This is a genomic window from Bacillus sp. AFS012607, assembly GCF_002558005.1.
Taxonomy (GTDB): domain Bacteria; phylum Bacillota; class Bacilli; order Bacillales; family Bacillaceae_G; genus Bacillus_A; species Bacillus_A thuringiensis_S.
The window spans coordinates 75226-98575 of the sequence record NZ_NTVM01000010.1 but is presented as its reverse complement, the minus strand read 5'-3'; the positions used below and the strand labels follow the sequence as shown (position 1 = coordinate 98575).

The following is a 23350-nucleotide window of genomic DNA, read 5'->3' as shown; positions in this document are numbered from 1 at the left end:
GATAGCGATGTGGTTCTATCCCTTATAAAGTGAAACTTTAATTAGTGGGGGTTTTGTTCATCCCCCACTGATTATTAGTTGAACCAATCGGGCTTTTACGGACAGTTGATCCCCCACCTAACTTCTTTGCTTCCGCTGAATTTTGAGGTGGGGGTCTTACTGCCCGTTAATGCGGGATAAATGTTACAAAAACATTTATAATAGCTCTAACTTGCACAATGCTTCCCGTTAATATAATACGCTGATTCTGTGAAAACCGTAAATACAACCTCTACTTCTGGAAGTCCAAAATCCATTACATATGTAGTAATGGCCTTGGCAAATCGATCACGAATTTCCTGTCCACGCTCGAACCATTTCACTTCAATAAGAGGAAACGCTTCTATTTCTTCTCCATTGAATACAAACGTAGAACTTGGTAGTTCCAACGTAAAATTATCCGTACCACACTCACAAATCTCTGCGAGCTCTTCTACTAATGGCTTGCTTATGTGTTTTAATTGTTCAGTAGTAATTCCATGAAACACAACATGCGGCATGTGAATCCCTCCTTTAGATAGTTTTATATTTGCTCACATCATAGCACAATTCTCCCACCTTTTAACAAAAATAGATGCTAAACAAGTTTCAACTCTTATTTTTAGGCCTGTTATACAGGCTGAAGCGATTCTAAGTATCTGCCATATTAAAGTTGATATGCTCCCATTCTAGTGGTGAGATATGTTTTAATCGTTCTTCGTTAACCCCATGCGTACTTCTTAACTATTTCATTTAATTTTTAATAAAGAAAACAGCCTCACTAAGCTTTTAAAACTTAATGAGGCCACTTTATTCACACTTTTAATTATGGAACGTCGGTTTATAGAACGAACGATTATCAAGTGCGAAGACACGCTCTGTGTATTCGCCTGGTTTTGTACGTCCTAATGCGCGGTCCATCATGTTCATTTTTGCATCTAAGTTATCGATGTAGTGCAGAATTTCTGCTTCTTTTACTAACGGTGGTTTTGGGCTACCCCATTCTGCTTTTCCGTGGTGAGAAAGGACGATGTGTTGAAGAATTAATACTTCTTCTGCATCGATGTTCAGCTCATCTGCTGCTTTACCAATTTCGTTCACCATGATAGAAATGTGGCCTAGTAAATTTCCTTCTAACGTATACGTTGTAGAAATTGGACCAGATAGTTCAATTACTTTACCAAGGTCATGTAAAATAACGCCTGCATATAGTAAGTCTTTATCTAATGATGGGTATAGATTTGAAATAGCTTTCGCTAAATCTAGCATTGATACAACGTGATAAGCTAGTCCAGATACGAACTCATGATGATTCTTTGTCGCTGCTGGATATTCTAAAAATTCATTTTGATGCTTATTTAATAAATGTCTTGTTAGACGCTGAATGTTCGGGTTTCTCATTTCAAATATGTATTGCGTAATTTTCTCAACCATATCTTCTTTTTTCACTGGTGCTTTTTCTACGAAATCCGAGATATCTGTTACTTCATTTTCATTCGCAACACGGATTTGTTTCACACGTAATTGAATACGTCCTTTGTAGTTTAAAATATCACCAGCTACTTTAACGATTGTTTCTGCTACATATTGTTTCTCAACTTCTGGTGATACGTCCCATAGCTTCGCTTCAATATCTCCACTTGGATCTTGTAAGATTACTGTTAAAAATGGCTTTCCATTACTTGCTAGACCTTTTGTCGCTGTTTTAATTAACAAGAAAACATCGACTTGTTCACCAACTTCATATTCTGCAATTTTCTTTTTCATTCGAATTCCTCCACCAAATCAGTTACTTTTAGTATAGCATATCACAACTCATTTTCTTTACGCTTATGTGTTAATTTTATAATCTGTTTTTCTGTAAAATACGCGAGTAAATGCGCATGACATGTAAAGAAGATTACTTGTCTATCTTTTGCGATTTCCTTTATTAGTTCAATCGTTCGATCCGTCCTTACCGCATCAAAGTGCACGAAACTATCATCAATAATAAATGGATAATCATGTTCAAATGTTTTCGCAAGTGCAAATCTCAGCGATAAATATAACTGCTCCGCTGTCGCTTGGCTTAGTTCATGACTGTAAAAACGCATACCGTCGTTACGCTCAACAATGAACGGTTCCGCCTCTGACGGTGAAAAGATTTTACTATATCGTCCGCCTGTTAAATAGACGAAATACTCTTCTGATTTTTGTAAAATACGAGGCAGATGCACTTCATGATAATATTGCTTCGTTTTCGTTAATACTGTCTTTGCGGCCGCATAAGCAGCCCACTTCTTCACTTGTTCACGCACTTGCGCTTTTTTCATTTCCCACTCATGCATTAAATCGCCGTACGTACTACCTTCTTCTAAATTCGCAATTTCCATACGATGTTTCGCAATGCGCTCTGTCAGTTCTTTCTCTTGCACCAGACAGTTTTGCACGACTGTAATTTCTCTCTTTAATTTCTCTTCATAACCGTCAGCTTCGTAATGTTCAGCTAATGATAAGCTCGTTAAACGCTGTTCCAACAAATCAATTTGCGGTAATAAACGCCCCACTTGTTTCTCTGCATCTTCACGTTTTTCCGCTAGTTTACCTGCTTCTAAAAACATCTCTTCATCTGCAGCCTCTGCAATATGCCATAAACTGTCTCGTTCTACTAGTAATTGCTTTAATTGTTCTTGCATAAACTCATATTCTTCTTGCCATTCCGCCAGTTTTTCTTTTAACTGCTTACAAGTTTGGCGCTTCTCTTTCTCATTTTGCATACGACTTTGTGCCCCGTGTAGCTTACTATACTCCGCACTACCGATAACAGTTTCTAGTTTCTGTTCAAAATGCGAAATTATTTCATATAATGAAGATTTTCGCGTGCCTTGCTTATCTAATGCACGATATAATTGCTGCATTTTTTCAATACGCTCAAACGCTGGCAATATGTGTGCATACGTATAAAATTCTGGGAACATATAGCGCGTTTTATATGCATCTACTTGTTCTCCCGCTTGGAACGTTTCTCTCTCCCATTCCTCATACGATGAAACGACTTTATCATAAGCTCGCTCCATTTGCTGCAATTTATAAGACTCACGCTCAAATAGCTTCCGAATCTCTTCATCTTTTTCTAACTCATAGCGCACAGACAGCGCTTCTTCACTTTGTCTCCCGCCAGCACTTTGCTGAAGAGTAAGAAGCTCTTCTTGTAATCCACTTGACGGATCTTTATATAAAACAAGGGCAAGAACAATCCCTACAAAAACAATAACACTAATAAATAAGAGCGGGCGGTTATCAATAAATAAACTCGTGAATAAAACAAGCGTGTTAATAAGAAGTAACAGAAGACAAACTCTTTGCCACTTCTTTTTCTTTTGCATAGCCGCTCCTGCTTTTTCCTCATACTTACGCTTCATTCTCTCTGCGCCCATACCGATAAACGCCGCGTCTTGGAACGATTTCTCTTTCTCAACTAACGTATCTCGCTCTTCATCAACTAACATTTGTTTCTGAATCTGTCTTATATTTTCTTCTTGTTCTTCTAATTGCTCTTGCGCTACTTTAAAACGATCATCAAGCTGTGCTTTTTGCGTTTCTAATTCACGCGCTTTTTGTACGGTTTGCGTAATTAATTCTTTCGTTGCCAAACTCATGTCAAACGCAAGAACCGCTTCCTTTTCAAAAGTAGCACCAATTTGTTGTTCTAGTTCTGCAATTTCTTCTTTTATATTCGCAATACTTCCTGTCATATCACGCATTTCTTGGCGTGCATTTTCGTAAGACATATGTTGCATACGAAGTTCTTCTACATAACTTTCTTTTTGTAAAAACTCTTCATCTATTTGAATCGAGGCAATTTCCGATTGCACTGTCTCGATTTTCTTATGGAGCGAATCAACTTGTAATTGGAGCGGCTCCATCTTCGCCTTAATCGCTTCATAGCGCGCCATTCCGTTTACAGGAAACTGCCCGCTCTCATTTTCTAACACTTTCTCATGCGCACGCTTTTCAATAACGAGTGGCTCAAGCGCTGCTAATATTTCATAATCTTGCTTTCGCTTTTCTGCATTCTCTTTTTCCACGCGAACAGAAGCAAGCTTCTCTTCACTTTCTTTTAACTGCTTCACTTGTTTTTCATACGTGCCAATTTTCCCTTGCCACTCTTTCATCTTCTCTTCAAGTTTCTTCATCTCTTGCAGTGACACGTTAATTTCCGGTTTACGCCCACTCGGTTTAAAACGCTGATCCATTTCTTTTTCTAGCTTTTTATCTAACTGTAATAGCGCATCGCTTCCGACTGCACTTGCCGAAAATAAATAATTGCCAATATCCGCTTCGCCGAGCTGATGAATATTTTGAAGACCATGCATATCAAATGAAAAGATCGATTCAAATAAACTTTCATTCATCCCGCTTAATATATCGTTTAAAATTTCCTCGCCGCCCGTTTTCCCGTCTTCAAAATAAACGGTCACCTCGCCAGATGCCGTCTTTGGCAATCGTTCAATTTTCAAACGACCGTACTTCTCTGTTTGTACAGTCATCGCTCCGCCATACTTCCCACCTTCTTTCGGCTCATAACGGCGCTGTCCTCTCGTCGGAAAACCGAACAAAATACTTTTCATAAACGAGCGAATTGTCGATTTCCCCGCTTCATTTTCACCGTATAACACCGTCAGTAAGGAAAGATCCATTTCCACATTTTCTAATTTTCCGTACCCATAAATATGGAGTTTTTCAATTCTCATTTTTTATCCCTCTCTTGCTGGAATAATTGCTCTAAAATAATATTTTCCGCTTCCTTTTGAATCTCTTTCTTCTCTTCTTCTGTAAAAGATTCAATACTATTACGTGCTACAGGAGATGTCCAAATGGTGCGCAATACGCCGTCCATATTTGTGAAAGCTTCTAGCTCCTTTAGCACACTACCGACGAAATGATTTTCTGCTTTCAAACGCTCGATTTCCGCAAAAGAAACCGTCTCATTTTTCCACTTCATTGCATATACGAAATCTTTTCGCTCTTCCCCAGATGCTAAAATGTGAAAAATCTCTTCCACACGCTTTTCGTCACGCAAATAAGGAGAAAGTGGGCCCTGCCCTATGAATACGACAGTTAAAAGCGTCCCTTCCTCTTCTCTTCGGCAATCATTCATCGCAGTTGACATGCTCGTCATAAGTTCATCAACAGTTTCAAGTCCATCAATACAAACCTCGATCTCATCCCATACAACATCTGCCGTATGGAAAAATGAACAGTGCGTTCCTTGTTTCGTAAGTTCAATAAGGTACGCACCCTTCTCGCCTGTTTCCTTACGATGACGACCTTGTATGTTACCTGGATAAATAATATACGGCTCTTCTGATAAAATTTCACGTTTATGTATATGGCCAAGAGCCCAATAATCAAACTGCTTTTCTTTCAATTCACGAATTTGAAACGGTGCATAGCGATTATGCTCTGCATCTCCTTCCACACTTCCGTGAAGCATGCCAATATGAAAAGGCGCATCACTCATTTTCGTATACTGCGCTGTCATATTATCCGTTACCGCTTGCTGCAAATAACTAAACCCATAAATAGAAGCTAATAGCTCACCATTTTTATAAAATGATTTCTCTTCTACGTAAGGCTCCGTAAACACATGAACATTTTCCGGAAACTCAATCGCTGCCCAGCTTCCTCCTAAATGATCATGGTTACCGTGAATAATAAAAACAGGGATATCGTACTGCGAAAGTCTCTTCATTTGCTCACGCACAAACACTTGCGCCCTCAAACTTCTCGTCTCCGCATCATACAAATCCCCAGCTAGTAATACGAAATCAACGCGCTCTTGAATCGCTTTATCAACAATACGCTCAAATGATTCAAACGTACTTTGCTTCATTCTCTCCCAAACAGACTGCGCAACATTCATCTCCATTCCTTTAAACGGACTATCCAAATGCAAATCAGCCGCATGTATAAACTTTACTTGTTTCACAAATAACGATCCTTTCTATCTTTCAAAAGTTTCATTTTATTAAAATTAACATCGCTGAAAACTAATCATCATCGAGAATGAAAATATTCTCGATGATTAAAGTTTCATTCTATTTTACCACGCAATGTCATATATTTCTTTGCATATTGTAGCGTTTTATGTCAAAATAATTATAAGATTCTGATTTTAATTATTGGAGGGAATTTTCATGGGAGTATACGTTCTAACAGTCTTTGAAAAAGATGGTTCAAAAGCATTAGACGAATCATTCGAGGCGGCAACTGAAAAAGAAGCAAAAGCAAAAGGTGAATCTATTTTACAAGAAAAAGGATTGTATGAAAAAACACATCGCTGTACATCTACTGCAGGTAAGCTCGTTTTATTCCAGCGCTAAAAAAAAGAAGCGTCATCCGCTTCTTTTTCACTCTACTATATCTTCGTCACACCACGTAAACACCACATCTAGAATGCGATTACCAATACGTACGCGTTTATTCCATTTACCTGTTTGGATCTGATGTTGCAATTCAGCTTTCATCTTTTCCGTCCAGTCGTGAATCGTTTCACTACCGTCGTACGGATATACGCCTGGAAACTCTTCCTGCAGTAGATGCAAGCTCTCTGCATCAAAATGAAAATGGAAGAAGTAGTTTGCTGTAAGCGATGGTTCTTGCAATCGTAAAAAATGATCATCAATTTGCTTTCTATTTCTATAGAAAGTAAAGATATTCACTTTACCGCTAGTAATTTGGTCAATTTGAATTTCGTGCTTCTCTATAATCACGTCTTGTCCACCTCGTTGTATACTATCTTTAGTATATATGTCTTTTGCAACAAAGTTAACCATTTTCGCGCGAAATTCATTTCCTTCATTATATTACCTGTACCTCCATATGCAATCAGAACAAATAAAAACAAAGTTGAAGGGGAGCGATCACATGTATTTCGGAAGCAAAGGTTGGTATGTAAAAGAACTTAAAAAATTAGGTATCCGTACTTATGAAGGTAAAAAACTAGAATCGTATCGTACGCATGTGTTATCTAGTTTACTTGAGAGAATGAAGAAGGCTTCGGCTTAATAGAAAAACACCTCCCGAATTTGCATACTAAGTATGCAAATTCAATGGAGGTGTTTTTATCAGTTTTCATAAAAGATTTTTTGCTTCCGCTGGAACGGATACGTTTTAATCTCAGCTGTATCTAAATTTTCATTGAATAAATGAATGGCTATAATTTGTCTACAATCGTAAGTATGGTAATAATATGTTCCAGACTCCATACACATTGCACTTGTATAGATAGTATTATCTAATATACCGTCTTCTGTTATTACTGCCCCCTTAGGAACCTCACAATTTGATAAGATATGAAAAATAGCCGATATCCCCTCTTCTTCGTTCTCTATACCTTGAATGTTTTGTTTGCCATATGCTGCCCGCACGAATCTTGATGGCGGGGTGAAATCTCCAGGAAGTCCCATCGATCCGGAACCTTGGCCAAAAGCACTTAATGGTACGTCTCCCCACTCGGTTGGTGCAAATGGCTGCGATTTAAGTCCAATATATTGTCTTAAATTTTGTAAATGCCAATTAAACTCCGGGCTATTAGTCATCACTCCTATTGGATTGTCATACATTTTTATTCCATCAGTTGTCGGCTCAAGTACAATACACTCTCCCCATTTATCTGCTAAAATCCAATGTAGTGGCGGAGTAATCCCTAAAACTGGTAATGGTACATCTATAAGGGAAATGTTATCAACAGATTTTTTTAACTCTTCAACAGAATTAAACTGCGTCAAGCTCCAAGCCACAAAATCAAATGGTGCTAAATTCGTTTTATGGTCATCTATGCTGTTACTATAAGTAGCGAATCCCGGGAAATAGAGAGTGGCACATGTCATACCAGCTTCATTTACTCCGTCCGCCATAATGACCCTTCCTTCATGATTAATTCCCATTCCGACAACAGCCTTTTTCGCTCGGATCGTTTCACCAGTTATATTTTTCCACTGATAACGCCGAGGAATGATTATTACTTCCTGATTCATATCTAATGTGAAATCCATTGTTCTCGCAAAAAGATGCTGGAAATTTTTTGTTTGTAACGTCAAACTAGTACACATGAAAAAATCCCCCCATTTTATAGTTATATACACATTTTATAAAATTCTGATAAATACGCAAATTAAAAAACCTATTTATCACTAACAAAATAACCACCTAAACCAAAAATGCTATAATAAACCCAATCAAACTAAGGGGGCAAATTACTTTGCTTGGAACATGCATTCAATTTCATAAGTTTGGCAATCCAAAAGACGTATTACAAGTTGAATATAAAAATATAGAACCACTGAAAGATAATGAAGTTTTCGTTCGTATGCTAGTTAGACCGATTAATCCATCTGACTTAATTCCAATAACGGGAGCGTACGCTCATAGAATTCCTTTACCTAACATACCTGGTTATGAAGGTGTTGGTATTGTAGAAGATGTAGGTGCGGGCGTTACGAGAGACCTTATCGGTAAACGTGTTTTACCGTTACGCGCAGAAGGTACTTGGCAGGAGTATGTGAAGACGTCAGCTGATTTTGTAGTCCCTATCCCTGATTCCATCGATGATTTTACAGCGGCGCAAATGTATATTAACCCTCTTACGGCGTGGGTTACTTGTACAGAAACGTTAAACTTACAGAGTAATGACGTTTTATTAGTGAATGCTTGTGGATCCGCTATTGGACATCTATTTGCGCAGTTATCACAAATTTTAAACTTCCAATTCATTGCCGTTACAAGAAATAATAAGCATACAGAAGAATTACTGCGCCTTGGTGCTGCATATGTAATTGATACTTCCACTGCCCCGCTTTATGAAACTGTTATGGAATTAACAAACGGGCTCGGTGCGGATGCTGCAATTGATTCTATCGGGGGACCGGATGGAAATGCATTAGCTTTCTCCTTACGTCCAAACGGGCACTTTTTAACGATCGGGCTTCTATCAGGAATACAAGTGAACTGGGCAGAGATTGTCACGAAAGCGAAAGTGCACGCAAACATATTTCATTTACGACATTGGAATAAAGAGGTATCACCATATAAATGGCAAGAAACGTTTCGTCACTTAATTTGCTTAGTAGAAAATGAGCAATTACGTTTTATGAAAGTCCATTCTACATATGACTTAGCGGATGTGAAAGCGGCAGTTGATGTTGTGCAGTCCGCTGAGAAAACGAAAGGGTAACTAACTGTTACGATTTATTTAACCAATTATAACGAAAGTTAATTAAATATATCAGTAAGCCCTGCTAGTCAAGTGATTGGCTAGTAGTGAGGGTTAACTGCGGGCAATCCCTAAAGCTGATTGAACTACAACGTGGCTAGAAATAGTGAGCGTGAATGTCGCGAAAGCAGAAAAAATCAATCAGATCGTGCAAGGTTAAATCCTAAACACTAGAACAATGGGTCTTCCGCCTCGAATCATCTAAGTCAAAATGGATAAGATGAACGTTCAACGACTATCTCGTATAACTGACGAGAGTACATCACAAGCCTATGGTGGTGGAAAAATCCTCTATCTCTAAGTAGATAAACATATAGTCTGCGCTCATGTGAAAACATGAGAAGTTCATAAGAGAACTGGCTAAGGAATTGCGCCCTTAGTTGAACAAGATAAATTTTATTGAATCTATCAAACTTTATTGATTTTATCGAACGTACGTGCTATGTTTGGTTCGATGAGGTGAGAATAATAATGAAATTTTCACGAGTTAGTCAAGTATCGGAATTAACAGGTTTGCATCCGAGTGGTCTCAGGAGAATGCTGGTGGAACACGCTACGATTCAGAAGAACAAATCTTTCATTAAAGGAGTTACATTCTGATGATATTGGCGAAGAAAGTTAGACTGATTCCAACGCCTGAACAAGAAAAAGTGCTTAGAAACCATGCTGGTGCTGCAAGATTTGCTTATAACTATTGTAAAAGAATGAGTGATAGATACTATAAGCTATTTGGAAAATCTGTTTCACAGTTAGCTTTACAGAAACGATTTACAAAGATCAAGAAGCGAAAGAAATATGAGTGGTTAAAAGACATTAATGCACAAGTTCCTAAACAGGCTTCAAGAGATTTTGATGCGGCGAGAAAAAATTCGTTCAAAAAGTACAAAAATGGTTCTCACACTTCTTATAAATCCAAAAAAGATGTAATCCAAGGATTTTATGCTAATTATGAAAGACTGATTATAGGAAAGAAAGTAGTTCACATTCAGTCTATTGGAGAAGTGAAAACAAGCCAACAACTACCAAGAAATAAAAAACCATCCAATCCAAGAGTTACCTTTGATGGTCGTCACTGGTGGATTAGTGTAGGGTTCCAAGAAGACTTTGAATTACAAGAACTAACGAATGAGTCGATTGGTGTGGATGTTGGTTTAAAAGAGCTTTTTGTAGCTTCTAATGGTATGAAAGAACGAAATATAAAAAAAGATGCCAAGGTTAAAAAACTTTTGAAAAGGAAAAAGTCAGCACAAAGAGATATGTCTAGGAGATTTAAAAAAGGTGCAAAAATTCAATCTGCCGGATATGAAAAAGCGAAAGCTGAGCACCTGCGATTATCTAGGAAAATTACGAATATCCGAACTAACCATATCCATCAAGCAACAGCTAAATTGGTGAAAACCAAACCAATGAGGATTGTTGTGGAAGACTTATCTATCTCAAACCTGTTAAAAAACAAAAAACTATCGAAATCATTTTCATTTCAAAAATTAAACTTCTTCTTTCAATGTTTATCATACAAGTGCGAGAAGTATGGCATTGCGTATGTAAAAGCTGATAAATGGTTCGCTTCAAGCAAGATTTGTTCATGTTGCGGCGTAAAATACGACCATTCAGTTCAACCAGAAGGACAGTGGAGTTTAAAAATACGTGAGTGGTGTTGTGTTTCATGTAATAGCCATCACGATAGGGATGTAAATGCTGCGATAAATTTATCAAGATGGGTAAAATAAATGCTTGATAATAGGAGGTAACGATACTGCCTCGTGTGGAGTGTTATACCCCTCGTCCCTTTGGGGCTGCGAGAACACTTTGAAGCACTAACTTGTGTAAATTTGATTGAATTGTATAGATTTAGTTAAGTTTATCGTATCGGAAAGTGTTTTTGACGAGTTATTAAATGCAAAAGAAGAAGTCTTTTGCATTTACCTTTTAAATAGACTAGATAGTACGTTTAGCAGTCTATAATTGTAATTTTTTGGTACAATTATATTGAAAGGTGAAAGGAGCTTCTAACATGTGGCTAATTTCGGCAATTTGGCCTGTTATACTAGTCGGCGGAATTGTAGTATTTGTAATAAAAAGAATGGAACGGAAATATAAAGAAGGAAAATTAGGTAAGAAAAAATCTCAAAAAGCTCAACTGTTATTAGATAGTTTCATACCCATAGGAATGCTTTTTGGCTGTATAATCGGTTTGGTTTTCGGCATGTTTTTCCCAGATTTCTCACTGCTTTCCATTAGTTTAGGATCCGGAATAGGCTATTTATTTGGTTTTTTTGCCTATGAAATTTATAGCAAGACAGGAAACAATTTTTGTTAATCCAAAAGGAATAAGCGGGACAGTACATAGTAATCATATAAAATATGTAACTGTCCTTTATTTTTGCATCAATGTTATCAATTTTTCTTCCACATCCTATACGCCTTTTTTATTGATTTTTCTCCCCTCTTTCTTTCGCATATTCGCTTTTTTGTTTTTCTCGGCTCTATACCCAAAGTAAAGTATCGCACATGTAGTAATAGAACCTACAATGTATCCTAAAAAGCCTCCTAACCAAAACATAATATAAATTGCCCCCAATCCATTATAAATTTTATGTAACAGACATCTGTAAAACGTTCTCGGTACCTCCGTTTTTTATTACAGATTGGAAAATCCCCTTAACCATTCCATCTATGAACACTCTGTCTTCTCTATTTTGATTATTATCTATAAAGTTATTTATACCACTAATTCTTCCATTATCTCAAATAACAATTTTATTATAAAATTCGCACTTACGTTACATATATGTAGTATTACTGTTTCTTTTTCATTTAGCCCTTAAAACTGTTCTATAATTTGAACGAGTTCGCTCTTTTGTACGAAATACCATTTATGCTACTGGCACTTCTATTTTTCTAAGAAATACAATCCCATTCTTTTTACTTTTACAACTTAAAAACAAAAAACCCCCTCAAAGCATGAACTTCAAGGGGTGAGCCTGTTTTTTATTTACTTATATACGTACAGCTGTACCACTGACAGCTACCATTAACATTCCATCACGAACAACCTCGTAATCTACGTCAATACCAACGATAGCGTTCGCACCTTTTTGTTTTGCAAGTTCTTTCATTTCGCCCATTGCGATATCACGAGCTTCTTTAAGCTTACTTTCATAAGAACCAGCACGACCACCGACAACATCACGAACAGAAGCGAATAAATCGCGGACAATGTTTGCACCCATAATAGCTTCACCATTTACAATATCAATATACTCAATAATCTCTTTACCTTGAATTCCAGAAGTTGTTGTTACAATCATGACTGACACTCTCCTAATAAGTTGTAGTTTTGATAAGCTTTCTTATGACTTTATTATGACATGGAAAAAGTATCTAATCTATTGAATTACCTTACAGGAATGTGACAGTTTTGTAATAATAAAACGCGCATTATGTTCCATTTGAATAAAGCGCTTTAATATTGGGATACATAAACGATTCTCTATTTTCTTTCCAATCTTTTTCTACTTCTTTAAAAGTTGGTCGTCCTAATTCTTTATTATTTTCATGTTTACTAAACCACTTTTTCACATACTGGTCTCCATTTTTATTTTGAACTGTACAAAGGAAGCTATTACTGCTATCCTTTAATATTTTTACAATCACGAAAAGGCACCTCTTCCCTTTTAAATAACATGATAGAACTTGATCTTTTACTATAAGCCCTTCCTCTCTTATAGTCATACGACTCCTCGGCCGCGCCAAAGTTGTAAGATCAAAAAAACGATATTCACTATGTTTATATTTTGCATAATTGATATGTGAAGTAAATATTATTTAAAGAAATCAGAGTTATAAGCATTATGCTTATCAAATATTTTATAAATTTCTAACTTATCATCTAATGTTGCATCTACTAAAATTAATATATTTCCATCGTAAATATATTCTTCATACTTTTTAGCATGTTCTTCTGGAATTCCTAATCCTATAAATGCTCCTATTAAACTTCCAGCTCCTCCGCCAATACCAGCTCCACCAATAGCTGCTGCGATTGGTCCTGCTGCTACAATTGGACCCATTCCAGAAATGGCAAGTATACCAAGGCCAGTTAATAAACCACCTAGTCCCCCTGCTACTCCTCCTGCTACAAGCCCTGTCGCTGAAAAGATATCTGCTTTATGTGCAGTTTCATTCTTAACTTTTTCACCCGATTTTTCTTCCAGGTGTTCAATTTCCTTTTGATCTTTTGCAATAGCTGAAATGTTATCTGCTGGGTATCCTTTATCATTTAATTCATTAATAACGAGTGCCGCATCATCAATTGTTCTAAAAACACCTACTATTTTTCTATCTACATTCATAACTATTAACCTCCTAAAGCTTTATATAATGTATCTTTATTTTTCTTCATTTCTGTATACACTAACCTTCTTATTAACATAACCATTTACGAAAAATGCGAATAGTAAAAGCACTACAAGTGAACTACTTAACAAGTAAATTAAATCAAATGTAATATCAATCATCATTTCATTCATGTATACCAGGCTCCTTTTTATTTAAAGTAAAAGTATATTTTGATAGACTAATCTACTAAACATAGACATCTTACAATTCATCTTCAGTCAATCTCTTTATAGTATATGTATACCCTTCCTAACTCTTTCTAAACGTAAAAAACTTTAATTATATTTTTCTTATTTATACGTTTAACATCTTCTAAAACGGGTATGTTTATATTGTTATGCTCACTATATGGAAAGGAATATTACGATGAACGCCATTCACTCTACTACTATTTCTTATAATGAAACACCTACAATAACTCAGATTCATCATTTTTATGCTTTAATGACAACATTTCAAGCTAATTTGTTTATAAGTAAACATGGAACAATGACATCAATCAAAAATTTAAGCACTCTAGTATCCTTTTTCCTTACTGTAAAAAAGAAAGATCTTGTATTATTTATTTTTGAAGGAATAGATGCAAAAAAAGCTTTAAGAACACTCTTTCCTTCTTAGAATGTTTGTTATCCTCTATTCCCCCGTTTACTACCTTTCATATATGTTTTTATATTTCAAAATGATTTCCTCTATGAAAAAAGAACCCCCTAATACAGTAGGGCGATTTCTAGTTTGGCCTTATGAAAACTGATATAATATATATTACGTTTTTTATTCTTTAAAATAGAAAACTTTTAATAATCTTGAAGGTAGGAATTTTTGATGAAATCGAAAGCAAAATTTAGTATTCGTTACAAAATTATGGCTGGTTATTTAGTTATCATTTTGTTCTTGCTTATTTCTTTCATTATGTTAAACAATGGGATTTCCAGTTTACAAAAATCTCGTAATTTTATTATTGATCACGATTTTAAAGTTCTTAATTTAACGAATCAAGTGGAGAAAGATTTACTAACAATTGAAAATAAAGCGAAAGGATTTATCACTTCTAATGATGCAAATTACGTTCAATCCCTTAACGCTGCAGAAAAGGATTACGAAAAACATTATCAAGATCTTTTTTCTTTATTAGAGGATAACCCCTCTCAGCAAGAAAAATTAAAACAGATTAACGAAAACATTACTAGTTGGATTAATAAAGAGATTCACCCACTCATTACAAATAATAATAGTAATAATGTACAAACAATCGACACGACTCAAATTCAGTCATTACAGTCGCAGCTAACTAACTTCCGTAGCACTGAGGAGCAACTAACGAAAAAAAGAGCTGCACAATTAGATATTGAAAATAATAAATTAGAGATTTGGTTATACAGTTTATTGTTCTTACTTTCTTGTATTTCCATTATCGTTTCACTCTATATTTCGAATTCCATTACAAAAACGATTAAAAATGTAATTCAAGCTATTAAATCCATTTCTTCCAAAGAAAAAATTACGGAAAGAATTCATGTAAATACACATGATGAAATAAAAGATCTTGCTCATACAACAAATCACCTACTAGACGAAATATCGAAAAGAGAGTGGTTACAAACTGAGCTTGCAGAATTAATTTTAATGTATCAAGGTGTATCTTCTATTGAGATGTTAGGTAAAAAAATTCTGAGTGGAATTATACAAAAAACGCAAACTTCTTGCGGTGCATTTTATGTTCGTGAAGAAATTGAAGACACTGTCTACTATATGAAGAAAGCTTCTTTCGCCGGTCAAGGTCCTGATGTTGGAAAACAGTCTATTAAAATGGGTGAAGGTTTCATTGGACAGTCTGCTTTAGAAAAGAAAAGTTTTATTCTCAGGGACATACCTGAAGAATTCCGTTACGTTACTACTGGATTATTAGAAATACGCCCTAAAAACCTACTAGTCATCCCTATCTTATTTGAGGATGAAGTAATTGCAGTAATGGAGTTAGTAAGTGTAACTGAGATTTCAGACTTGCATCAAGATTTAATTCAACAAACTGTTGATAATCTAGGTTTGACAATCCATAGTATTATGGGACGTATGCGAATTCAAACTCTTTTACATGAATCACAAACAATGACAGAAGAGCTGCAAGTTCAATCAGAAGAATTACAAACGCAAGCTGAAGAACTACAAATGCAAGCCGAAGAATTACGAACAACGAATGAACAATTAGAGTCTAGAACGGAAGAAGCTGAACAAAAGACAGCCGACTTACAAATTACTAAATTAGAATTAGAAGAAAAAGCAAGTGAGTTGTTACGCAGCTCAAAATACAAATCAGAGTTCCTAGCAAATATGTCACATGAATTACGCACACCATTAAATAGTATTTTACTATTATCTGAAATGTTAAGAGAAAATCATGATAATCATTTATCGGATGATGAAATTGAACTAGCAACTGTCATTCATTCATCAGGGAAAGACTTACTTACTTTAATTAATGACATACTAGATTTATCTAAAGTAGAAGCAGGCAAACTAGACATCATTTTTGAAGCAACGAACATAAGTGACATGGCAGCCAATATGCATCAAAACTTTTTACATATAGCTGCACAAAAAAATGTCGAATTTACTATTGAAGACAGTGATACGATTCCAGATTTGTTTTATACAGATGCAAAACGGATTGAACAAATTATTAAAAACTTACTATCCAATGCATTTAAATTCACAGAAAAAGGATCCGTCTCTTTACATTTCAATCCGATAGAAACAACCAATTTGAGTCATGATATGCAATCTATAAGTAAAGAGTGGATTACAATTTCAGTAAAAGATACTGGTATTGGTATCGCTAAAGAACAGCATCAACTTATTTTCGAAGCCTTTCAACAGGCAGATGGAGCAACAATTCGGAAATATGGTGGTACAGGCTTAGGGTTATCTATTTGTAAAGAGTTTGCTAGATTATTAGGTGGTTGGATTACGTTAGAGAGTAATTTAGGAGAAGGTAGTACTTTCACGTTATATATTCCTAACCTTCCAAATGGATTACATGATATACAGTTATCCAATTTAGAAGTCGCAGCAACGGTAGATGACGTTATTCCTGCTGAAGTTGTCGAGGAAACGATAGTTACTCCCGAAACAAATAACGTCTTCCAAAAGAAAACCATTTTAATTGTCGATGATGATCATCGAAATATATTTGCATTACAAAACGCATTAGAAAAACAACATGCTACCATTATTACTGCACAAAACGGTATAGAATGTTTAGAAATACTAAAAAGCAATACAAATATTGACCTTATTTTAATGGATATTATGATGCCTAATATGGACGGGTATGAAACGATGGAAAATATCCGAATGAACTTAGGGTTACATGAAATACCTATTATCGCATTAACTGCTAAAGCAATGCCAAATGATAAGGAAAAATGTTTATCTGCTGGCGCTTCAGATTATATAAGTAAACCATTAAATTTACATCAACTCTATTCGGTAATGAGTGTATGGTTAATAAAATAAGTGAGGTTTAGTTGGAGTGGAAAATAAGTATTATAATTTTGATCCATCAGTAGATACGGATAAGCGTACGAACTTAGAAATTGAATTACTATTAGAAGCGGTATTTAAACTATCAGGATTTGATTTTCGCCAATATGCTCGCACATCTATTTATAGAAGGATTTGTAATCGAATGCAGCTCTCTAATATCCCAACCATTTCAAAATTAATTGAAAAAGTAATTCACGAGGAAGGGGTTTTAGAACAGTTATTAAATGATTTCTCGATTAATGTAACTGAGATGTTCCGTAACCCTGCCTTTTTTAAAGCGCTAAGAGAGCATGTTATTCCTGAATTGAAAAAGCAACCTGAAATTAGAATTTGGCATGCTGGATGCGCAACTGGTGAAGAAGTATTATCGATGTCCATCTTACTTCACGAAGAAGGATTAAGTGAAAAGTCGGTTATTTACGCAACAGATATGAATACAAATGTGTTAGAAAAAGCAAAACAAGGCATCCTCCCGTTAAATAAAATGCAAACTTACACGAAAAACTATTTACAAGCTGGCGGTACACAAGCATTTTCTAACTATTATTCAACAGATAATCGTTTTGCTTATTTTAATCCTTCACTGTTACAAAACATTATTTTTGCACAGCATAATTTAGTAACCGATCAATCTTTTAACGAGTTTCATATTATACTTTGTCGTAACGTTTTAATTTACTTTACAAGTAAACTTCAAAATCAAGTGCAGCAACTATTTTATGAAAGCTTAAGTCACAATGGATTTCTATGTTTAGGAAATAAAGAAACTCTTCGTTTTTCAAATATAATGCCTCATTATACCCAATTTAATCCTAGCGAACAAATTTATCAAAAAATACAATAAAGTGAAACTTTAATCAGTGGGGGTATCCCCCACTGATTATTAGTTGAACCAATCGGGCATTTACGGGCAGTTGATCTCCCACCTACCTTCTTTGCTTCAGACTAATTTTTTGGTAGGAGTCTTACTGCCCGTTAATGCGGGATAAAAAGCGTATGAAATCCTCTGTTTGGATTTCATACGCTTTTTATTTTGCATTCGTTTGTATCATAATTAGGCACATATCATCTGATTGTGCTTTCTTCTGTTCTCCCTTATAAAACCCTTCTATCTCGCCTTCTAAATCTCCCCATTTTCTTTCTGTAAAAGTACGTAATTTCTCTTCAGACTCAAATTCATCATTTGCAATTGCTTCAAGAACACCATCTGTAAACAATAATATTTGAGCGTTCTTCTCAAAAGGTATAACTGTCTTTTCAACTTTTATTTCATCAAAAAATCCTACGGCACAACTCCCGCGATCTAGTTCAACTACATTTGTTTCATCGACTAAAACGTATCCAGAAGGATGTCCTGCATTTACATATTCAATCGTTCTCTTTTCTGTATCTACTACTAAATATATCGCTGTAAAATAATATGGAATATCGTCATTCTCATTATGTAAAAGAGTCATATATTTATTTAAGTCTTTAATGACAAGTTCTGGATCGATTAAAGATTTAATCGTTTCACGTAATACAGACGAAATAAACATACAAACTAATGAAGCAGATATACCATGTCCCATCACATCTAATAATATAATACCGTAGCGGTTTCCATCGATTTTATACCAATAATACATATCTCCAGCTAATTTAAATGAAGGTAAGTAACTTGCTTCAATTTCTATATAATCTTCTCTTAATGGGCTACTTAATAAGTTTCTTTGTACTTGCGTAGCTAAATCTAGTTCATTCCGAAGATTTTCTTCTTGTTCTTTATGCCAATTTAATTCCGATTTCAAGCGTAACGCTACACGCATACGTGCTAATAGTTCAACTTTATTTATAGGTTTCGTAATATAATCCATTGCCCCCATATCAAGAGCTTCGGCCAACTTATTTGCATCCTCTAAAGCTGTAACAAAAATAATAGGAATATCTTTAAACTTCTCCTCTTTTTGTAATCGCCTACAAACTTCAAGTCCATCAATTTCAGGCATCATAATATCTAATAGTATTAAGTCAATTTCATTATGCCTGGAAGAATCTTTTCCAAACTGTATGTATTCGAAGAGCTCTTGTGCAGAATTGAGCGATACAAGATCATGATATCCGGCTTGTTTTAAAATTTTCTCAATTACAAATATGTTAACCGGATTATCATCAACAATTAAAATGGACACAAGTTATTTCCCCTTTTCTTATTTAAAATGTAAATCTATTATCATTTTCTATTTTTCTAGTATTACATACTCAGTTACAAAATGAAAATTTCGTACTCAAACATATTTATACAACAAAAGAACAAACCCCTAGAAATAGGAATTTGTTCTTTCACTGTATAAATTTCTACTTTTAATTTAACACCATTGCTTTATCATTTAAAAGACGATCTAATTCTTCCATATGATTTGTTTCATCTGCAATCATATCTTCTAGTTTTACAACTAACTCTGTCATATTTAATTTCGCTGCCTGTTCTTTTCTCGTTTCATAACGCTTAATTGTTTCATATTCTGATTGTCTAGCGGATTCTAACATTTCTCTAACATCTTCTACTTGTTTCACTGGTAAAGGGATCGTAGTAGGTGTACCACCTAACGTCTTAATTTTCTCCGCTAAATATAGGGCATGTCCTTGTTCATCACTAATTTCAGATTCAAAGAAAGGTTTCAATACTTGTCTATATATACCAGAAACTGTAGCTGCATTATGGTTATACATAATAATTGCTGAGTATTCTCCTGCTAAATCTTCATTCAATCCTTCGATTAGTTCTTTCACATCGTGTGACATTTTTATATCTCCTCCTATACTTAATAAGTACCCCTTTCCTCATGTTTTAAACATAATTATTTAAAATTTTTATGTATCTAAAAATGCAGCTTGCTTCAATTTACTTATCGCTTGTCTTTTAATACGAGAAACGTGCATTTGCGAAATACCTAACCGTTCTCCTGTATCTTTTTGATTTAAATTTTCTCCAAATATATAATGAATAACACTCTTTTCCGTATCATTTAATACGTTAAAAATATCCTCTAAAACGAGACGTCTTTCTGTCTGTTCATATCCTTGCTCTACTTCACCTACAGATTCAATTCTCGCTACCGAACTTCCATCAGATGAATTTTCAACTACATCATCTAAGGAAGATACTCGATAATTATTTTTCGCATCCATAATTTCTAGCACTTCCTCTTCGGATAGTCCTAAATGATCTGCAATCTCTATAATCTTCGGTGAACGCTGCAGGTGATCTGTTAACTCCTCTATCGCAAGTTTAATTTTCCCGCCTAAATCTTTAATTCGCCTTGGAACATGAATACCCCAAGTTTTATCACGTAAATACTTCTTTATTTCGCCTACTATCGTAGGTATTGCAAACGGCTCAAAAGCATTCCCTATCGAATAATCATACCTTCTTATTGCGCCTAAGAGCCCTAACATTCCTACTTGTATAATATCTTCATGCATCGGCCCACCTTTTGAATAGCGATATGCAATGGAATATACGAGATTTTTATAATGATCAACTAACCTTTCCTGCGCTTCATTACATTGGTTTTGTTGGAATTCTGCAATTAGCTTAATAACGTCTTCTTTAGTAAGAGTTGTAGGTTGAGATTGGATTTCGATCATTCTCCACCTGCTCTCTTTGTATATATTTTGTCATTAAAACTGTCATGCCCTCATCATGCATGATTTGTATATCATCCATTAACGTATTGATTAAATATAAACCTAAACCATTTTCCGGCAAATGTTCTACTGGTTTATTAATATCATACGGACCGACTTTACTTTTTAAGCTACTGAAATCAAAGCTAACTCCATTATCCGCAGCCATAATTTCTAATCGATCTTCATATAGACCAAAGACAATTGTAATTTCTCCAACGTCTTCTTTATATGCATGTTGTACAATGTTTGTACATGCTTCACTAATAGCAATTTTCATATCTTCTATATCGTCATAAGCAAAGCCCATTCGATTCGCAACACCAGCCATTGTTAAACGAATAATAGCCACATATTCTGCTTTTGCAGGAATTTTCATTTCTATCTTTTCAAATCTCTCCATCATCCCTAGTCACCTTCTTTCTACTTTTTCAAAATCGGAATTCAAATTTAATATTTCTGTTAGCCCTGTAATATCAAATAATCTTTTTAGCCTTTTAGATACACCAATAAACTCTAGCTTCCCATCATTTTTCTTAACTGCTTTTAATAAAGCTATAAAAACTCCTAAGCCTGTACTATCCATATAATCTACGTTATGAAAATCTACTACAATATGAACCTCTTTTTCATTTGCAATAGGCATAATCTTATTTTTTAAATCTGATGCCGTATATGCATCAATCTCACCATTAAGTTGTACCGTATAACCTACATCATTTTGCAAAATATTTATTTCCAAATTCATCATTTCCGCCCCCTCATCTCAAACTTTTACTATTTAATTACCCATAAAAATTAGTTTTAAACATATTTTTTTATTTTCATTATAAATAAATTTTCTACACCTTTCTCAGCTTAACACTAAAAAAAATACTACCGAATGTTTAAACCTTATAAATTTGTGTATGTATAATGTATAAACATTATTTTTAGGGGGATCTATCTATGGAAGAGCACAACTTTAAAAAGGGAGATTTCGTTCAATTTTCTTATCGACACGATCATGCTACAAAGTTAGTTGGTTCCATTATTAATATACTAACGAATACAATTGTAGTTGATATAGGTAATAACGAGGACTTATCTCATATAGAACCAAGGCAGGTCGTAAGGATAAATAATTGTAAAAGAGTAACGATGGTTTAATATGTAATATAAAGTGTAATCTCAATCAGTGGGGCCATCCTCACTGATTATTTATTGAATAAACATGATGATTGCGAGCAACCTTCATACAGATTACATTAAAAAAGCATCCAAATTATTTTAATTGGATGCTTTTTTATGTATATTTATCAGTTCATTAACCCTATCGCTATATATAACAAACTTAAAATTACTATTCATTATCATACTTACGCTTTCCGTAGCATTCTAGAGAAGAATGTGACGATTAAAATAAAGACGATTGCGCCTAATAAAGCTGGAAGAATAAAGATGCCTCCCCATTCAGGACCCCAGTGACCAAATAATGCACTACCAACCCAAGATCCGATTAATCCAGCAATTACATTACCAACTATACCTAAAGGAAAGTCTTTCCCTGTAATCATTCCAGCTAACGCACCAATAAGTCCACCTACAATACATGTAATAATAAGTCCCACAATTAAACCTCCTATATTATTTTTATATTGGATTCATCAAGCTTTGGTATGTAACCAAAGCTTGATGAAAATGTATTATTCTTTATTATCCAACTCATCGCTTATCTTTTGTTTCACTTTTCCGACTTTTTCTTTTATAGTTCCCTTCGTCTTCTCCCACTTCCCTTCAGTTTTCAACTCTCTATCTTCTGTAACTTCACCAATTCCTTCTTTTATTTGTCCTTTTTTCTTTTCAACTTTACCCGTAATTTGTTCTTTTAGCCCGCTCTCACTCATATTTCCCATCTCCTTTTCGTAATAGATTTATAGATTTAAAGGATACAAATTTAAATAGAATACATGCATCTTCTTTCTTGTAACCATTCACCGACTCTTTCTAAATCCTTAACGAATAACAAGATTTTCCCTTCATCCAGCTTTTCTTCATAAAAGTTCGCTTCTTCCTCATTAAGCCCTAACTCCTGCATCTTATTTCTTAACTGATCTCCTGTTTTTTGAAAGACGTTAATAATGCTTGTCCCAAGTCCCTCCTCTTTTATCCCAATTGTATTCACGTCTGCATTGTCTGCAATTCTATCTGTCCTATCTTTCTCATGTGTTAATACGTAAATATCTTTTTGTTCTATTCCTTTCTTCACTAGATCATTCGCTGCATTCATGACCTCTTTCTCCGTAATAAATTCATATACAAAAGGTTTACTATACTTCGTTTCCATCTTTAACTTCCTCCTTTAAAATGAATTATTTGTTATATTATATGTAGTACACCTATTTTCGAAATGTTAAACATAAAATTCAAAAAAAGTTATGTGAATTTTGATTTTAATAGAAAATAAACAACATCATTTACCAC

Annotated in this window: 28 protein-coding genes; 9 read left to right on the top strand and 19 right to left on the bottom strand. The window is 34.8% G+C overall.

Features of this window, described 5'->3' with window-relative positions:
- Nucleotides 1-206: 206 nt before the first annotated feature.
- From CN409_RS10845 to CN409_RS10830, 4 genes are all read right to left on the bottom strand, one after another.
- Nucleotides 207-539, bottom strand: a complete 333-nt coding sequence (locus tag CN409_RS10845; RefSeq protein ID WP_086390206.1) for a DUF1904 family protein — start codon at nt 537-539, stop codon at nt 207-209.
- Between the two features lie 301 nt (nt 540-840).
- Entirely contained in the window at nt 841-1785 is a 945-nt protein-coding gene (gene yhaM / locus CN409_RS10840) for a 3'-5' exoribonuclease YhaM (RefSeq protein WP_000726650.1), read from the bottom strand.
- Nucleotides 1786-1826: 41 nt separating this feature from the next.
- Complete coding sequence (locus tag CN409_RS10835) at nt 1827-4751, bottom strand: ATP-binding protein (protein WP_086390205.1); 2925 nt, start codon at nt 4749-4751, stop codon at nt 1827-1829.
- Nucleotides 4748-5989 (bottom strand): metallophosphoesterase family protein, encoded by a 1242-nt coding sequence (locus CN409_RS10830; protein ID WP_000815700.1) that lies wholly within the window; start codon nt 5987-5989, stop codon nt 4748-4750. Before CN409_RS10830 ends, CN409_RS10835 begins: the two co-directional genes overlap by 4 nt.
- A gap of 208 nt (nt 5990-6197) precedes the next feature.
- Between CN409_RS10830 and CN409_RS10825 the strand changes: the two genes are divergently transcribed.
- On the top strand, nt 6198-6383 hold the full coding sequence (locus CN409_RS10825; protein WP_000539552.1) for a YhzD family protein: 186 nt from the start codon (nt 6198-6200) through the stop codon (nt 6381-6383).
- Between the two features lie 27 nt (nt 6384-6410).
- Here CN409_RS10825 and CN409_RS10820 read toward each other — a convergent pair whose 3' ends face one another.
- On the bottom strand, nt 6411-6773 hold the full coding sequence (locus CN409_RS10820; RefSeq protein ID WP_000582776.1) for a hypothetical protein: 363 nt from the start codon (nt 6771-6773) through the stop codon (nt 6411-6413).
- A gap of 154 nt (nt 6774-6927) precedes the next feature.
- Here CN409_RS10820 and CN409_RS10815 point away from each other — a divergent pair, with 154 nt between their 5' ends.
- Entirely contained in the window at nt 6928-7068 is a 141-nt protein-coding gene (locus CN409_RS10815; protein ID WP_000273536.1) for a YflJ family protein, read from the top strand.
- A 59-nt stretch (nt 7069-7127) separates the two neighbouring features.
- Here CN409_RS10815 and CN409_RS10810 read toward each other — a convergent pair whose 3' ends face one another.
- Complete coding sequence (locus CN409_RS10810; protein ID WP_000337587.1) at nt 7128-8114, bottom strand: choloylglycine hydrolase family protein; 987 nt, start codon at nt 8112-8114, stop codon at nt 7128-7130.
- Between the two features lie 149 nt (nt 8115-8263).
- Here CN409_RS10810 and CN409_RS10805 point away from each other — a divergent pair, with 149 nt between their 5' ends.
- The 3 genes from CN409_RS10805 (at nt 8264) to CN409_RS10795 (ending at nt 11594) form a co-directional block, all read left to right on the top strand.
- Nucleotides 8264-9235 (top strand): zinc-dependent alcohol dehydrogenase family protein, encoded by a 972-nt coding sequence (locus CN409_RS10805; protein WP_017762875.1) that lies wholly within the window; start codon nt 8264-8266, stop codon nt 9233-9235.
- Between the two features lie 638 nt (nt 9236-9873).
- A complete protein-coding gene (locus CN409_RS10800) occupies nt 9874-11004 on the top strand; it encodes an RNA-guided endonuclease InsQ/TnpB family protein (RefSeq protein WP_017763368.1) in 1131 nt (376 codons plus the stop codon).
- A gap of 284 nt (nt 11005-11288) precedes the next feature.
- The gene (locus CN409_RS10795; RefSeq protein WP_000266263.1) at nt 11289-11594 is read left to right on the top strand and encodes a hypothetical protein; all 306 of its coding nucleotides are present in this window, start codon (nt 11289-11291) and stop codon (nt 11592-11594) included.
- A 96-nt stretch (nt 11595-11690) separates the two neighbouring features.
- Here CN409_RS10795 and CN409_RS31785 read toward each other — a convergent pair whose 3' ends face one another.
- From CN409_RS31785 to CN409_RS31780, 5 genes are all read right to left on the bottom strand, one after another.
- Complete coding sequence (locus CN409_RS31785) at nt 11691-11837, bottom strand: hypothetical protein (RefSeq protein ID WP_000498641.1); 147 nt, start codon at nt 11835-11837, stop codon at nt 11691-11693.
- 436 nt (nt 11838-12273) lie between these two features.
- Complete coding sequence (locus CN409_RS10790) at nt 12274-12585, bottom strand: YbjQ family protein (protein ID WP_000637513.1); 312 nt, start codon at nt 12583-12585, stop codon at nt 12274-12276.
- Between the two features lie 130 nt (nt 12586-12715).
- Nucleotides 12716-12931 carry a DUF4028 family protein gene (locus CN409_RS10785; protein ID WP_003276970.1) on the bottom strand — a complete coding sequence of 72 codons (216 nt, stop codon included), beginning with the start codon at nt 12929-12931 and terminating at the stop codon, nt 12716-12718.
- A gap of 167 nt (nt 12932-13098) precedes the next feature.
- Nucleotides 13099-13629, bottom strand: a complete 531-nt coding sequence (locus CN409_RS10780) for a general stress protein (protein WP_001100085.1) — start codon at nt 13627-13629, stop codon at nt 13099-13101.
- 36 nt (nt 13630-13665) lie between these two features.
- The gene (locus CN409_RS31780) at nt 13666-13806 is read right to left on the bottom strand and encodes a hypothetical protein (protein WP_001004568.1); all 141 of its coding nucleotides are present in this window, start codon (nt 13804-13806) and stop codon (nt 13666-13668) included.
- 235 nt (nt 13807-14041) lie between these two features.
- Here CN409_RS31780 and CN409_RS10770 point away from each other — a divergent pair, with 235 nt between their 5' ends.
- The 3 genes from CN409_RS10770 (at nt 14042) to CN409_RS10760 (ending at nt 18062) form a co-directional block, all read left to right on the top strand.
- Complete coding sequence (locus tag CN409_RS10770) at nt 14042-14293, top strand: hypothetical protein (RefSeq protein WP_000991351.1); 252 nt, start codon at nt 14042-14044, stop codon at nt 14291-14293.
- A gap of 204 nt (nt 14294-14497) precedes the next feature.
- Nucleotides 14498-17188: a response regulator gene (locus CN409_RS10765; RefSeq protein WP_097981493.1), complete on the top strand. Its 2691-nt coding sequence runs from the start codon at nt 14498-14500 to the stop codon at nt 17186-17188.
- A gap of 16 nt (nt 17189-17204) precedes the next feature.
- Nucleotides 17205-18062, top strand: coding sequence for a CheR family methyltransferase (locus CN409_RS10760; RefSeq protein ID WP_097981494.1), 858 nt, complete (start codon nt 17205-17207; stop codon nt 18060-18062).
- A gap of 184 nt (nt 18063-18246) precedes the next feature.
- Here CN409_RS10760 and CN409_RS10755 read toward each other — a convergent pair whose 3' ends face one another.
- From CN409_RS10755 to rsbV, 5 genes are all read right to left on the bottom strand, one after another.
- Complete coding sequence (locus CN409_RS10755; protein WP_063675048.1) at nt 18247-19389, bottom strand: fused response regulator/phosphatase; 1143 nt, start codon at nt 19387-19389, stop codon at nt 18247-18249.
- Between the two features lie 172 nt (nt 19390-19561).
- The gene (locus CN409_RS10750; RefSeq protein WP_000017755.1) at nt 19562-20002 is read right to left on the bottom strand and encodes a ferritin-like domain-containing protein; all 441 of its coding nucleotides are present in this window, start codon (nt 20000-20002) and stop codon (nt 19562-19564) included.
- Between the two features lie 69 nt (nt 20003-20071).
- Nucleotides 20072-20848, bottom strand: coding sequence for an RNA polymerase sigma factor SigB (gene sigB / locus CN409_RS10745; RefSeq protein ID WP_097981496.1), 777 nt, complete (start codon nt 20846-20848; stop codon nt 20072-20074).
- A complete protein-coding gene (rsbW, locus tag CN409_RS10740) occupies nt 20811-21293 on the bottom strand; it encodes an anti-sigma B factor RsbW (RefSeq protein WP_097981497.1) in 483 nt (160 codons plus the stop codon). Before rsbW ends, sigB begins: the two co-directional genes overlap by 38 nt.
- Nucleotides 21294-21299: 6 nt before the next feature.
- Complete coding sequence (gene rsbV / locus CN409_RS10735) at nt 21300-21638, bottom strand: anti sigma b factor antagonist RsbV (RefSeq protein ID WP_016097861.1); 339 nt, start codon at nt 21636-21638, stop codon at nt 21300-21302.
- 197 nt (nt 21639-21835) lie between these two features.
- Between rsbV and CN409_RS10730 the strand changes: the two genes are divergently transcribed.
- On the top strand, nt 21836-22036 hold the full coding sequence (locus CN409_RS10730; RefSeq protein ID WP_000390996.1) for a hypothetical protein: 201 nt from the start codon (nt 21836-21838) through the stop codon (nt 22034-22036).
- Nucleotides 22037-22245: 209 nt separating this feature from the next.
- On the opposite strand, the gene CN409_RS10725 is transcribed toward CN409_RS10730, so the two are convergent.
- The 3 genes from CN409_RS10725 to CN409_RS10715 form a co-directional block, all read right to left on the bottom strand.
- On the bottom strand, nt 22246-22497 hold the full coding sequence (locus tag CN409_RS10725) for a GlsB/YeaQ/YmgE family stress response membrane protein (RefSeq protein WP_000522902.1): 252 nt from the start codon (nt 22495-22497) through the stop codon (nt 22246-22248).
- A gap of 75 nt (nt 22498-22572) precedes the next feature.
- On the bottom strand, nt 22573-22773 hold the full coding sequence (locus tag CN409_RS10720) for a CsbD family protein (protein ID WP_000004260.1): 201 nt from the start codon (nt 22771-22773) through the stop codon (nt 22573-22575).
- A gap of 50 nt (nt 22774-22823) precedes the next feature.
- A complete protein-coding gene (locus CN409_RS10715; protein WP_000448818.1) occupies nt 22824-23213 on the bottom strand; it encodes a YflT domain-containing protein in 390 nt (129 codons plus the stop codon).
- Nucleotides 23214-23350: the final 137 nt, after the last annotated feature.